A 13,414-nucleotide genomic window follows, 5' to 3' on the forward strand; every position below is an offset into this window, starting at 1 on the left:
CGGCATCGGGAGGACGCGTAATGGCCGACGAACTGAAGGTCGATCCCGACGATCTCGACAGCAAGGCCACCATGATCGACGGAATCCCGTGGGGTGAGGATCCCACAGCGGTCACGGTCGTCGAACCGGACAAACTCACCCCGACAACGGCATCGGTACGGAACCTGATCAAAAACGCCGAGGCGCTCAACGCCGAGCAGCAGTGGGGCAAGACCGAAAGCCGAAGACTCGCTGAGACGTTGCGATTGGTGGGCCAGGCATACCGGGCCGTCGACGCCGCGTCAGCGGGCAACATCGACAGCACGATTCCGGGCGGCACGTCGTCACCGCCGGGTGCGCCGGTGCCGATCGGAGCCAACGCAACACCCGCGCCACCGCCACCCCCGCCGATGGCCGGCTTCGACAACGTCGCCACCGATGGCGACATCCTGGACCCCATCGAGACCGACAACAAGCTGCTGGAGGGCGACCAGGCCGCCGCGCTGCGGGCCGCAGCCGGCCAGTGGAGCGCCAACGCCGCCCGGCTGGCCGAAGCCTCACTCCCGTTCGAGATCAGGATCCAGAACTGGGAAGGTGTCGCCGCCGAAGCTGCGTATGTGAAGTTCAAGTCGTTCGGAGGCTGGCTGCAAGCCCTGGCGGGCAAGTGGACTCAGCTGGCGGCCGAGGCCGAGAAGCTGGCGCTCGCCCACGACCAGGCCAAGGCTGCCAATGCGCCGATCAGGGCTCAGTACGAGGCGTTGCAGACCCAGCTGATGACCACACCGATGGATGGAGGCGCCCGACGCGCTGTTCAGCTGCAGATGGAGCAGCTGTACCAGGAGTCCGAGGCGATCCGCGAAACCTACGCCAGGGCCGGCCAACCCACGCCGGTGCAGCCGCCGCAACCGCGTCCCGACGCGGTGGCACCCACGGCACCGGTGACGCGCAACGGCGATCCCCGGCAACGGGGTGTCCCGGCGCAGACCGAGCCCGAGGAGCGGCGCGGCACCGGTGGCGGTGGCGGACAGTCGTCGTCGGGCGCCGGTGGGCAGCAGCCGGGAGGTCAACCGCAGACGCCGCAGGGGGCGCCGGTGTCACCGATGTCGGCAGCCGAGCAGGCAGCACCGCAGGCCGGACAGGGCTCGCCGCAAGGGGGTTCGCAAGGTGGATCGCCCGGCGGGTCACCGGGTGGCGGGTCGCCGGGTGGCTCTCCGGGCGGCGGGTCGCCGGGCGGCTCTCCGGGAGGCGGGTCGCCGGGTGTCGGGAAGGGCGAACCGAAATTGCCGATCGATCCGAGTTTGCGGCCCGCGGCGGCCGGAGGCGGTGGCTCAGGGGGCGGAGGCGCAGGCGGCGGTGGTGGCGGAATCCCCGCCATGCCGATGCAACCCGCGGTCGGCGCGGAGACGGTGGCACCGACGCCGGTCTTGCCGGCGGCTGCAGGCCCGGGGGCGACCGGCGGCTCCGGCGGTGCGGCTGCCGGAGCAATGGGTGGCGGCGGCATGGCTCCGATGATGGGCGGTGCACACGGCAGCGGAAGCGGTGAGAAGAAACGCAATCCGCAGCTGTCGCCCGACGAGCCGCTCTATGTCGAGGACCGGCCCCACACCGAGCAGGTCATCGGTGTTCGGCCGCGGCGACGCGGCGCCGGCGAGGACAAGAAGGGGGACACGCAGTGACCGACGACATGCACCCGGAAGTGGCTGCGGTGCTACGGCAAGCACGGCGACTGCAATCGTTGATGGACGAGCAGCTCGACAAGATGGCGACCTCATCGTTCACCGCGACTGACGAACACGACACCGTCGAGGTGACGCTCAACGGGCATCAGTGGCTCAAGGACGTCTACATCCAAGACGGCCTGCTGCGTCTGGGCGCCGAAGAAGTCGAGCATCGGGTGAACGAGGCTCTGCACAGGGCGAGTGAACAAGCATCGGCGTCGATCGACGCCGACCGTGAGCGGATCGACGCAGTGGTCGCCGAGATCACGGCGGAGATTCCGGAAATGGAATAGCCGTGTCCGTGACCATCTCTGTTGTGCGGTCTTCGGAGCCGGACCGGTTGACCGGTGCGGCTCAAGCGATGCGGCAGTCGATAGCCGACGTCGACGCCATGATTCAAGGCCAGCACGGACTGTTGCAGGCCTTGAGTGAAAGTTGGTCTGGCGACGCCGGGTTGGCGGCGCTTGATCGCGGCCGGTCGATTGTGGCTGCCCATCAAGCCCTGCGGGACCGCTTGGACACGACGCAGCAGGTCATGTCGCGCGGCGGCAGTGTGCTCTCCGAACTTCGCGAACAAGTCCTGACCGCGGTTGTCCAGGTTGCCAAGTTCGGCGGTGTGCTCAGTGATGACGGGCGTGTCACATCTTTGGGTATCGGCCGGTTTATGTCGCTGGACGTGGCCACCGCCTACTCGGCGGTCCTGAGGAATCTGCTGGCGACGTTCACGGCTGCCGACACGGCCACCGCCGCGGCGCTCTGCGGCGAACGCACCGGCATGCACATGCGGGTGGAAGACTTCCCCGGGACCTGGCAAACGCCCACTGTTCTCGACGTCATTCGGCGCGACAATGAGAGCGCCGCATTCATGGAGATTTTCGGGCGGAAGCCGACGTCGGCGGTCGATTGGCAGACCGCGGCCGCCCTCGACCCGCACAGCTACGCGACCAGGTACAGCGGAAAGCCGCCGAGCATTGTGGTGGGAAGGATCGAACCTGTTCCCGGCCAAGGGTTTATCAAGGCCGGCCTTTTCATACCCAGCGATCAGGTATTCAACATCCCCCGTAACGATCTGGGTGACAACCGCGGGTTCGATCCAGATTTCGCGCCGGGGGACACGCGTGTGAGTCTGTATGTCGATTACGAGAACGGGTTGGTCATCGCGCGGCAGAACCCGTCCGTGGACGTTGACGGCGACGTGGCGGTGTTGCTACCTGAGGTGAAGGTTCAGCAGACCCCGGGAGGCGCTGTCAGGATCCAGTACGAGGCCAAGAACGCGTTTGCCCCGCCGCGAGCGGAGGTGTCTGGGCACGTGGTGCGTGGGGATGTCGTCATCACCCCGGGAGCTGGCGGCCGGCCTGCCGCCGTCGACGGCATCATCGGGGACTACCCGTCGCTGGAGATTTACCAGAGCATGCCCGACGGCTCGTCTCACACTCTCGCGCAGGACGCCGCGGACAGCGGCAACGCTTTCGGGCCGCTGACGGAGCTGCCGTTCTTCCATCGAATCGGCGAGGGCTCAGCAGCTTTCGCGCCATACGCTTCACCGGTGCCAGGAGCGTTCCGAGATTTCATCGACATCGTCCCGGGCGTTCGCGAATGGGTCGATCCGAACATGCCGACAGACCTGGGACCGACCGACCAGGTCCCGAACGTCGTCGTGGTGCGTTAGGGGCGATCGATGACTGCACACTTCGGCGCTCCGGTGCCGCAACACACACAGACCTACTTCTGGGTGGCAGCCACCCTCGGCGTTCCGCTCCTTTTGGCAGCAGCATTGCTGCGCACGCTGGTCGTTGTGATGGTGCTGGGCCACTTTGAATTTTCGGACTCGGGTGCCCAGGCAATCGCGGTCGGCACCACCCTCGCCGCTCTGGGGATTTGCTTCGTTGTTCTGCGGCTTACGGTGTCGCCCTGGATGCGCGGGACATCGGTCGCGGTAGCTGTCGCCGGCTTCTTCGTCTTTGCCGCTGCGGTGATGATGCTATGAAAGGCAGTCCTGGACTGAGCCAATTCTTCGGCCCCGCAAGCTTAGTCGGGGTCATCTTAGGGACCCTGTGCCTGGTGTTGCTCCTGTTTGGGGTGTTCGGGCTTGCCGCAGGTTTTGTCGGTCTACTGGTCGTGGGGCTTCCGCTCACGCTGGCCCTGAAGGTGACGGCGCAGTTCTGCACGGGACTCGTGTTGTCACTGGCGACGATTCCGCTCACGATCGTGCCCTTCTGGGTCGCAGGCACTCTGGGAGGGGTAAGCAATTGATGTTTGTTCGACTGTGGATGCACAGCACTGGCCTCGTGAAACCCGCCGATTGCGAGTCATGCTCACCGGAGGTTGGGCCGGGTAATGCTGCGAGAGCCTTCCTGAAACATCACCGGCATAGGTCCTTCAAGGAGGATCCGATTCGCGGGCTCGGCGCCGTCCGGTGCGTCAGCGGGTCATGGAGTTCGCCTCGGAGCGCGTTCCCGGCGCACTGTGCCCCGAGCCAGAATCAGCGTCCAGTAGCTGACCGTGTGTCTCGTACTCTGATTAGGACGACGGCTGATGATTCCACGGCGGGTCTTCTTCGACCCGGAAGGGGTTGGAGATGATCGGGCACGAACGGGGGGCGGCCACGTGAGCACACCGCCGCCCGGACAATGGCCACCGCCCCCGCCGCCGTCCCATCCCATGCCGGGCGATCCGCCAGCCGGGCCTTGGGGGACGCAGCCTCAGGGCCAGCAGCTGACTGGTGCTCGAGCATCGGGCAATACCGGCAAGTGGGTGCTGGGCGGACTGGCTGCGCTTGTGATCGTCGTGCTCACTGTGGTGTCAGTAGTCCTCATCCTCAATAAGGACTCGGGTGCTCCTCACCCGCCGAGCGCATCTGCCCCGCCAAACCCGACAGCCAATACTCCGAAGATTGCCAGTGCCGGTGACAGGAGCCCGGCCGGGATCATTCTTGAGGATCCTACGTGTGAGCCTTGGAGGCCCATATCGGCGGCGTTCGCGCAAGCCCAGCAGAATGGCTGGCACGTCCGCGATCCAGCGGTACCAGCGACGCAATGGACTGCCGAAGTCCGGAATCAATACGACGCTGTTGGTGCCGCGCTCCACGACACTGCAAGCCGCACAGCGAAGCTGGCGCAACAGACACCTCATAGAGTTATGCGGGAGCTTTACGAGCAGTTCATAGCGTATAGCCGCGAATACGCCGACCGTATTGCCACTTACACGCCCGCTGCCGATCACTTCGTACGCGTGTCGATAGCAATTTCGGAATCTCTCGATGCCATTTGCAATGCCATCACCTACGGTTCAGCGGGCGCACGTTCACCCCTCGTAGCGAGAGCAGCACCGCCACCTGGTGGCGTTAACGCGCCGGATACCGATGCCCCCGGCATTTTTCTTTCAATGACAAATCCCATGTGTTCGCAATGGCTCGATGGCGCGAGAGTTTTCACGGATCAGACCGCCGAGTGGCGTACGATTGATCCGAACATTCCGGCTACAGAATTGCAACCTGCAGAGCGCGCGATTAATGCAGCAGTATTTCCAATCATGCAGGCATTCGCAGATGAAACCCAACGCGTAGGACGGAAAAGCGACAATGCGGTCTGGGCAGACTTTGCGACTCTGAGTGCGCAGTACAGGCGGGCATACTCAAGCGCACTCCTAACATACGCACCTGCGGATGACTACCTTCAGGTAGTTGCTGGCTCCCTGGCGGGCGCTATAAGCGAAGCGTGCCGAGCCGTTGGAGCATAAGAATGGGAATTGCGAAATCTCCAGGTGAGTTTATTGAAGAGATGACCGAGCCGGCCGGTTGGCCCGACATTGACGAAGATCTGCTGCGTGGACGGGCAGTAACCTACTCACAAAAGGCTTCCGAACTTATAGGAGTTATGGAGTCCTGGAAGGGCAAGCATTCAGAGGTTTTCGCCGGCGGAATGTGGAAAGGAAGTGCCGCAGAGAGAGGTAGTACGGCAGTCGAAACACGCATCAACCAGATGAACGACCTGTACTCACATATAGAGAAGTCCATTGCCTGGTACACCTTAGTCGCCCAGGTCATCCTCCAGACCAAAGAGACGATAAACCAGAACCTTGAAGACGCCCAAGCGTATTTTGCAGCCATTCGAGAACTGCCAGATCTTGACGCTGGAGAGAAGGATGCCCTCATAAAGGCATGGGTCGTCTCACAGAACGCGCTGAACACATCGCTCGTTGTTGGCGCAACCACTCAAGTCACGGCCTTTGAGCAGTATCAACCGCCACCGCCGCCGGAACGTCTCGCTACATTGCCCACCCAGCAGCCGACGCCGATGCCTTCATATCTACCGTCCAAGTCCAGCCGCGACGTGCAGTTTTTCCAGGCGCGGACGGCGCCGACCGGTACGTCGCCCCTGCTAAATCCTGCGAGGGTCACAGAGGATCCCCTGCTTGCGCGCCCACTGCCGCCGAACGCGCCCGTGGAAGCGAACAGTTCAACCCCCGGCACCCCGAGCGGACTCGGCAGCCCCGGCTCCCCTTCGAGCCCTTCGTCCCCTTCCAGTCCGCTCGGCAGCACCAGCCCATCCGCGGGCAGCCCATCGGCAGGCAGCTCAAGTTCGCCATCCGCCTCGTCCGCGGCCAACTCGTCCTCTGCTTCCGGCTCGCCGACAACGAGCACCGCATCCCCCGCTGGTGCGGCCGCCGGTCAGCCGACCACCGCGGCGCCGGCCGAGGCAGCCAAAGCCTCTCGCGCCACCCCGATGCAGCCGCTGAGCAACCAGGCCTCACCACCGCTCGCCTCGTCCGCGCCGGCATCGTCCCCCGCTCCGGCTCCGCAGCCCAGCAGCCAACCCGCTGCAGCACCACCGCCCGCCGCATCAAGCGGCGCGAGCATGGGCGGTGGCGGAGGCGGTGTGTCCGGCGGAGGCTCGGCTGGGGCTGCACCCGTCGGCCCGCCCGCGACGGGTGGTCCCCCCGCCGCGCCGCCGGTTCCGCTCGCACCACCGACAACGCCACCTCCTCCCGGACCGCCCCCGCCGACCGCGACACCTGGCGGCGCCTCGACCGCGTCCCTCGGGCCCGGCGTCGCGCCCATGTCGACGTCCAACGCTGGCGGCACCGCCGCCGCACCCGTTCCAGTGTCGGCAGCCCGTGCCGAACGCGACGCGATCCTGTCCGCCTCAACGGCCGGCGCCGCACGCCGCAAGAACAACGGCAGCGATCCCCTGCAGCAAGCCCGTCATATCGGCGCGGCACTCAACGTCGGCGTCATGGACTACGGCTTCTACTGGGTCACTGGTGTCACCACCGACGGCACGATCATCGTCGCGAACAGCTACGGCCTGGCTTACATCCCCGACGGTGTCAACCTGCCCGAGCAAGTGCGGATGGCCACCGCCGACGAATCGATCCCCGCCACCGAACGCGCCAGGTGGGCCACCTATCCGATTCTCGCCGTTCAGGGTTGGGCACATCACCACAACCATCAGCTACGGGCGGTGGTCGCCACCGAAGAACAGTTCTCGAATTTCGACCCGGGCGTCGCCAAGATCGTCCTGACCCAGGACGACATTCCCGAGACGGGCCAAATGCAGGGACGCAGCCGTCTCGAAGTCATCGCCCCCGACGCCGCCCAACGATTGGGCGCGGTCAGCGATTTCGGGCTCAATGATCTGCTTCCTCCTGCCTCCGCCGACATCGAGGCTCCCGCCGACGACACTGCGCGGCTGTGGTTTGAAGTGGCCAAACCGTTGATGAGCACCAATCCGCAACGTAGCGTTCCGCACCTCAAGGCGTTCGTCGCCTACGCCGTCCACGCCCAGGAGATCGCGCTGTACAACGCCCACATCTCCGCCGAACCCGCTGACCAGCGACGAGCGATCGCCGACTGGGTGTACTGGCAGCACCTTCAGGTACTGATGAGCGACGCCGTCGGCGTGGACGCCACGGTGTAGGTACCGTCGGTGGAGATGACTCAGCTGAGACGTCTCCACCTGCCCCGCATGGTCGGCGCCCTGCTCGCGGTCATCGTGCTCGTCACCGCCGTGCTGTGGATCTCCCGTGGGGAATCCGACCAGGCCGCGCAGTCTGCCGCGCCGGCGCCGCCCCCCAGCCCCACCGTCAAACCGGAGCAGATCGCCAGCGCCGAGGACCAGGATCCGGTCAGCATCATCACCGAAGACCCCACCTGCCCGGACTGGGAACCGATCATCGCAGCGCTCGGCACCGAGCTCGGTAACGGCTGGCACCGTCGTGACCCGGCCATCCCCCGATCCGAGTGGACTGAGGATCAGCGCCGACAGTACGAGGCGGTGGCGGAGGCGATGCGCGGAGCCGCAGACAAGACGGTCCCGCTGGCCAAGCAGACCCCGCACCGGGTCATGCGGGAGCTGTACGGACAGGCCATCGCGTACTGGCGGGCCTACGCCGGCAGCGTCGGCAACTACCGTCCCGCGGCAGACCAGCTCGCGCGTGCGGCAGCCGGCGCCGTCGGAGCTATCCGGTCAATCTGCGCGGCAATCGATTTCGGCGCCGCAGCGGACCGCGGACCTCTGGTCCTGCCTGGACCTCCCCCGGTTCCCGAGGAGCGATTGCCCGACCCCAGCCGACCGCCGCGATTCATCGTCGAGCCCTCCGCCTTCTGCGACGAATGGATCTCGATGACGATCGAATACACCGACCAGACCCGCGAATGGCGCGACCGGCACGACCGGAATGTGCCTGCCTCACAACGCCCTACGGAGCTTCGTCAGCTCGATGACAGAACCGCGGGCATCATGTCGCAGAACGCCGACCGGACTCAGCTTCTCGGCCTGCTGAGCGGCAACCTGACCGCCGCGGACTTCGCCGCGCTGTCGTCCCACTACCGACGCGCCTTCGCCTTGGCGCTCCCGAGCTACGGGCTGCCGGACAGCCACCTCGACGACGCGGCCAACCAGCTGCAAGCGCTCACCGACCACGCCTGCCGCGCCGTCCGGAGGTAGTCACCTCGGCGCGGGAATGCCGACGCCCTCGATCGCCTCGCCGGACGCCTCGTCGGTCGCGTCGTACCGGTCGGCAGCGCTTTTCAGATCGGTGCCGTAGGTGCGCGCGTTGCCGGCGATGGTCTCCATCTCAGCGGCGATGGTGCTTTGCGCGGCGTAACACGCCGCGGCGGTCTGCAATTCGGGCACTCCGGCCGCCGCGTCGGCGAGCGGTGCGTCGGCCCGCATTCCCGCCATCCGGTCGCCGGCGGCGCTGAAGTCGCCGCCGACCCGGCGCAGCACACTGGTGTCGACTTCCAGGGGTGCGGTCACAGATTGATCCTTTCGTCGGGGTCAGGGGCGCGATGACGACCCTCGCGCTGTTCGCCGGAAGCATCCGCCTTCTCCTTGGCCTCCGGTGCACGTTCGGCATCGGGTGCTCCCGCGGCGGCACCGTCTGAACCTGTGTCCGGAACGCCGGGAACCTCGGGGGCACGACTATCGCCGGCAGACGAGCCGGTCTGACCTCCTGCACCGCCCTGACCGAACTGCCCCACCATTTGCTGCACCTGCTGGCCGGCCTGCTGCGCGCCCTGCATGATTCCCTGCGGCACCGCGGCCACCGCACCCATGACCTGCATCGGCATCTGCGCCATCTGACCGGCCATCTGCATCGGCGTATTCATCATCTGACCCGCCGACCCGGCGCCGCCGGACCCCGCCGCCATTCCCCCTCCGCCGGAACCCATTCCGAGCGTTTCCGGAGCATTCTCCATGAGCTTGGTGATCTTGGCACCGTTGCGTGCGTCGGTGGCCGCATAGGCCTGCGCGGCGTTCTGCACGTTCTCCGCGGTGGTCGTCGCCTGCGCCTGGATCAACGGCAGCTGCGTGGCGATGGGCACTTCCACCGCCGGGATCTGCCCGATGATCGCCACCGACAACGGATCCGTGCCCACCGGCATGAAAGGTGGTGGCGCCTCCGGTAGTTGACCTGCCGCGTTCAACAGTGCACCACCGGCGGCGCTCAGCTCCTCGGGGTTCACCGAGAGCGGTGGTGGGGTGCCTCCGGTCGCCATATCGGCCTCCTAGAACCGCAGGTTCCGCAGGACGTCGTACACCCCGGCGATCCACAGCAGCATGGGAATCACGGCGGCGATCGTCGCCCCGTCCAACAATTCGAGAATCCGCTTGGTCACCGGCGAGATCCTCCGAACACCCTCGCTCGCACCGATGAGGATGACGGCGACCACCGCCAGCGCCGTGTACACCGCGAGCAGCAGCCAGGCCCGTTCCGGGTACCACAGGCACAGCCGCACCGTGACTCCGGTCGGGATCGCCACCGCCGCCGCCATCAGAGCCCACGCGCACCACCGCTCGGCGTACAGCCGGGAACGGAAGCCGCACAACATCGTCACCAGGACGGCGACGATCACGCTGTGCACGAAGAAGTGTCCTTGGACGACCACGGCGATCGAGCCCGCGGCGAGAATCAGTGCTCCCGCGCTCAGGAAGCCGATCAGCAGGCGTTTGGCCAGTCGGCTGCGCTCGGTCAACCGCGCCGCCGAACTCGGCACCGACGCGATGATCGCCTGCCACGTCTCGGATTCCTCGGACGCATCCGTCGTGGTCACCGGGTCCAGCAGCTCGTCGTTGGTCACCGTCTCACCCGGCGCCGGGATCGGCGGCAACGCGATCCGCGCCACGGCCACCGTCAGTTTCGCGGCGTTGGTGACCACGATCAGCCCGAAAGCGATCGCCCCGGCCGGAACCCAGCTGTTCCATCCGTAGCCGTACGCCACGGCGGCGATCGTCAGCGCCAGCGAGACGACCGCCAGAAACGCCGCGACTTCGGCCCGGCCGCGCGGACCGCCTCGGGTGGCCAGGACCATCAGCAGCACCAGCGCCCCGGCGCCCGCGACTTGCGGCGCGCCCAGGGACTCCACCCCGTCCGGCAACGGAACCGCCAACACGACGGCACCGGCGAGTGCCACCATCGACGACACCAGCAGGCTCTCGGCCATGTTCAAGTTGTCGAACCGCTTCTGGGCGAGCATGCTGCCGCCCGTCAGACCCAGGCCGAGCACGCCAAGGGCCACCGCCCACCACCAGTGGCGGCCGGTTGACTGCCACGACAGAACCCCCACCGTCGTGACCATCAGCGCCGCCAGCGGCAGCATCAGCCCGACGAAGCGGTACAGCGCGCCGCGGTCGAACTCCGGGGTCTCGTCGAGCACGGCGATGGCGTCGATGACGTCCTCGACCAACGGGCGGTACCGTTCGGTCCGGCTCACCGAGACGACGGTCAACAACGATCCATCGACCACGCCTGCGTCATCGAGGGAGTCGGTCAGCTTGATCGGTGGCGCGCCGGGACGGGCGAACGACCAGACTCCTTGGGCCTTGAAGTCGAAGCCCGCCAACACGTCTGCGGGTGTGTCGGCGAGGATGTCGGCCAGTACCGACACCGTCTCGTCGACGTAGGTCTCGATCGGCGCGGCCGACGGCAGCACCAGATCGGTCATCCGACGGCCGGTCAGGATCGTGACGCGGGTGGTCGACGGGCGCCCCGGCGTGGTGCCCGACGACGTCGGAGGGGCAACCGTTGCGGTCAACGCCGCTCAAGCCTGTCGAAGTCGTCGGACAGCGCCGCGGCCAACTCGACGATCCGGCGGGTGAATGTCTTGCCGAGCAGCCCCAATTGAATCTCGGTGCCCGCGGCGATGTGCTTGTCCCACGGCAGCACGATGACCCGTCCGGCAGGCACATGCCGCTCGAACTGCTGCACCAGGTCCTCGACGTCGATGTTCGGCTTGCCCGGGGTCACGTGGTTGATCACGACACAGGACCTTCCGAGCAGGTCCTGATATCCGTTCTGCCGCAACCAGTCCATCGTGATCGCCGCCTGACGCGCTCCGTCGATGGATGCGCTGGCGACGATCACCAGTCCGGACACCGTCGAGAGCACCCCGCGGGCGCCCGGCTGGAACAGCCCCGCGCCGCAGTCGGCGAGCACCAAGTTGTAGTAACGGGAGACGATCTCGGTGGCGGCACGCCAGTCCTCGTCGTTGAACTCGCGCCGGGCGGCGCTGTACTCCTCCGAGGACAGCACCTCCAGGTTCGCGGCGTTCATGCTGGTGTAGGCCCGAATATCGTTGTAGCGCTTCAGTTCCTTGTCCGACAGCAGGTCCGCGATCGTCGCGGCCGACTGCCGGCCGGCGCGGTCAGCGAGATTGCCGCCGTCCGGATCGGCATCGATGGCGAGGATCCGGTCTCCGCGGATGCTGGCGAGCGCAGACCCCAACGCGACGGTGACGGCCGTCTTACCGACACCGCCCTTGAGCCCGAAGACCCCGATGTGGTACGAGTCGCGGGCGTTGCGGCGGATCCGCGTGTGCAGGTCCAGTTCGTAGACCTCGTCGGGGGAGAGCCCCAGGTTGATCCTGGTCATCACGTAGAGCCAGTGCCGCCAGCCGCGTTGGGACGGCATCTTGACCGCCGAGCGCACCCCGACGTGGGAGAGCGCGTCGATGGCGCGGTGATTGCCCATCGTGGCCGCCGAGGTGGGTGCCGCCGGCGGTCGGTGATCGACGCTGTCGCCGTAGAACTGCGACGGCGGCGGCGCCGGTGCCGGCCGTGGCGCCGGGGCGGTCATCGGGCGCTGCTGCTCGTGGCGTGCCCCCGGCTGGGGCGTGGATTGTGGAGCACGCATCATCCCGTTGTTGGGCACCCGATGCTGCGGAGCCGCCTGCGGTGGCGGTTGCAGATCGTTGACCGGGCTCATCACCTCGGTGTGCCAGGACGGAGGTGCCTGCGCCGTCTGGGTGCGCGCAGATGCCGCCGGCATGGGCGGCGGGGTGGCGTCCCCGCTGGGTGGGTTCCCCGGCGGCACCGCGGTGTCCCGCCCTGCCGGCGTGGGGTCCCGGTCGGGATCCTCGTCGGCGGTTCGGACGGCATCCGGGGAGTGGAAGAGCCGGTCATAGTCGGCCGACATGTGCACCTCTCAAGGGTTTCGGTGTAAAGCGAGCTGTGCACGCGGTGGGCGATCGCGGTCCCGGGACCGGTCGCCCACCGGCGTGGTGCAGCTGTTAGGTGAACATTCCCATCACGTTCTGCTCGGTGCCGCCCATGTCGACACCGGAGTCGCGAACCGCGTGCGCCAGGCTCTGCAGCGCCAGGTTCAGTTCCTCGGAGTTCTGGTTCCAGCGCTGCTGGACGGCCTCGTAGGACATCGCGCCGTCCCCGCGCCACGTGCCCTGGAGCCGGTTCAGTGCGCCCTGGCCCTCGGCGAGCAGGCCGTTGACCTTGCCCACGGCCGCGCTGATCTCACCGGAATCGGCTTCGATGCCGGCGAAGTTGTAGTTGATCGAGCCTCCGCTAGTCACAATGGTTCTCCTTAAGGTCTGAGGGTGTGGGCTACAGGACGTTGCTCATCGAGGCCGCGACGCGCGAGGAGTTGTCGGCGTCGGTGGCTTCGTACTTGATGCCGCTGATCTGGATGTTCTGCGAGATGTCCGTGAGCAGACGGATCTGCTGATCGGAGGCCTCCTGGTAACGCAGCAGCGCGGCCTGCGCCGCCCTGCCCGCATCCGGGGTATCCAGGTTGACTGCCAGAGCCGCGGCGGTGGACTCGACCTGGGCGCGCACCGCAGTGAGCTCGCCCGCGATCCGGTCGAATGTCCCCGCCTCAGTGGCTAACGACGCAACATCTGCCTCAAGTGCCATGTGATGACCTTCTCTCTGTTACCGGCGTTTCGGTTTCCCTGTGCTCTCGCCGCATCGGCGAGCCCTCCC

The 13,414-nt window shown here is 66.7% G+C and carries 15 protein-coding genes; 7 read left to right on the forward strand and 8 right to left on the reverse strand.

Going from position 1 to position 13,414, the window contains the following annotated elements; translation table 11 throughout:
- Positions 1-20: 20 nt before the first annotated feature.
- From ACTWP6_RS13795 to ACTWP6_RS13815, 5 genes are all read left to right on the forward strand, one after another.
- The gene (locus ACTWP6_RS13795) at positions 21-1,655 is read left to right on the forward strand and encodes a PPE domain-containing protein (RefSeq protein ID WP_260756230.1); all 1,635 of its coding nucleotides are present in this window, start codon (positions 21-23) and stop codon (positions 1,653-1,655) included.
- Positions 1,652-1,990, forward strand: a complete 339-nt coding sequence (locus tag ACTWP6_RS13800) for a YbaB/EbfC family nucleoid-associated protein (RefSeq protein ID WP_313901362.1) — start codon at positions 1,652-1,654, stop codon at positions 1,988-1,990. The genes ACTWP6_RS13795 and ACTWP6_RS13800 overlap by 4 nt, the downstream gene beginning before the upstream one ends.
- A gap of 2 nt (positions 1,991-1,992) precedes the next feature.
- On the forward strand, positions 1,993-3,366 hold the full coding sequence (locus ACTWP6_RS13805) for a WXG100 family type VII secretion target (RefSeq protein WP_443187985.1): 1,374 nt from the start codon (positions 1,993-1,995) through the stop codon (positions 3,364-3,366).
- A gap of 9 nt (positions 3,367-3,375) precedes the next feature.
- Positions 3,376-3,684: a hypothetical protein gene (locus ACTWP6_RS13810; RefSeq protein ID WP_260756228.1), complete on the forward strand. Its 309-nt coding sequence runs from the start codon at positions 3,376-3,378 to the stop codon at positions 3,682-3,684.
- Between the two features lie 74 nt (positions 3,685-3,758).
- Positions 3,759-3,950: a hypothetical protein gene (locus ACTWP6_RS13815; protein WP_260756227.1), complete on the forward strand. Its 192-nt coding sequence runs from the start codon at positions 3,759-3,761 to the stop codon at positions 3,948-3,950.
- Between the two features lie 1,984 nt (positions 3,951-5,934).
- Here the strand turns inward: ACTWP6_RS13815 and ACTWP6_RS13820 are convergent.
- Positions 5,935-6,339 (reverse strand): hypothetical protein, encoded by a 405-nt coding sequence (locus ACTWP6_RS13820; protein ID WP_443187986.1) that lies wholly within the window; start codon positions 6,337-6,339, stop codon positions 5,935-5,937.
- A 27-nt stretch (positions 6,340-6,366) separates the two neighbouring features.
- A complete protein-coding gene (locus tag ACTWP6_RS13825) occupies positions 6,367-6,756 on the reverse strand; it encodes a hypothetical protein (protein WP_443187987.1) in 390 nt (129 codons plus the stop codon).
- Between ACTWP6_RS13825 and ACTWP6_RS13830 the strand changes: the two genes are divergently transcribed.
- Positions 6,755-7,615, forward strand: coding sequence for a secretion protein EccK (locus tag ACTWP6_RS13830; protein ID WP_260756224.1), 861 nt, complete (start codon positions 6,755-6,757; stop codon positions 7,613-7,615). The genes ACTWP6_RS13825 and ACTWP6_RS13830 overlap by 2 nt on opposite strands.
- Before the next feature lie 15 nt (positions 7,616-7,630).
- Positions 7,631-8,644, forward strand: coding sequence for a hypothetical protein (locus ACTWP6_RS13835; protein ID WP_443187988.1), 1,014 nt, complete (start codon positions 7,631-7,633; stop codon positions 8,642-8,644).
- Here the strand turns inward: ACTWP6_RS13835 and ACTWP6_RS13840 are convergent, their stop codons facing one another.
- The 6 genes from ACTWP6_RS13840 to ACTWP6_RS13865 form a co-directional block, all read right to left on the reverse strand.
- Positions 8,645-8,956 carry an ESX-1 secretion-associated protein gene (locus tag ACTWP6_RS13840; RefSeq protein WP_260756219.1) on the reverse strand — a complete coding sequence of 104 codons (312 nt, stop codon included), beginning with the start codon at positions 8,954-8,956 and terminating at the stop codon, positions 8,645-8,647.
- Complete coding sequence (locus ACTWP6_RS13845) at positions 8,953-9,699, reverse strand: hypothetical protein (protein ID WP_443187989.1); 747 nt, start codon at positions 9,697-9,699, stop codon at positions 8,953-8,955. Before ACTWP6_RS13845 ends, ACTWP6_RS13840 begins: the two co-directional genes overlap by 4 nt.
- A gap of 9 nt (positions 9,700-9,708) precedes the next feature.
- Complete coding sequence (gene eccD, locus ACTWP6_RS13850) at positions 9,709-11,235, reverse strand: type VII secretion integral membrane protein EccD (protein ID WP_260756217.1); 1,527 nt, start codon at positions 11,233-11,235, stop codon at positions 9,709-9,711.
- Entirely contained in the window at positions 11,232-12,614 is a 1,383-nt protein-coding gene (locus ACTWP6_RS13855) for a MinD/ParA family ATP-binding protein (protein WP_260756216.1), read from the reverse strand. Before ACTWP6_RS13855 ends, eccD begins: the two co-directional genes overlap by 4 nt.
- A 94-nt stretch (positions 12,615-12,708) precedes the next feature.
- Entirely contained in the window at positions 12,709-13,005 is a 297-nt protein-coding gene (locus ACTWP6_RS13860) for a WXG100 family type VII secretion target (RefSeq protein ID WP_260756215.1), read from the reverse strand.
- Positions 13,006-13,036: 31 nt separating this feature from the next.
- Positions 13,037-13,345 (reverse strand): WXG100 family type VII secretion target, encoded by a 309-nt coding sequence (locus ACTWP6_RS13865; protein WP_260756214.1) that lies wholly within the window; start codon positions 13,343-13,345, stop codon positions 13,037-13,039.
- Positions 13,346-13,414 lie beyond the last annotated feature (69 nt).

This window comes from Mycobacterium sp. 4D054 (genome assembly GCF_052245755.1).
Taxonomy (GTDB): domain Bacteria; phylum Actinomycetota; class Actinomycetes; order Mycobacteriales; family Mycobacteriaceae; genus Mycobacterium.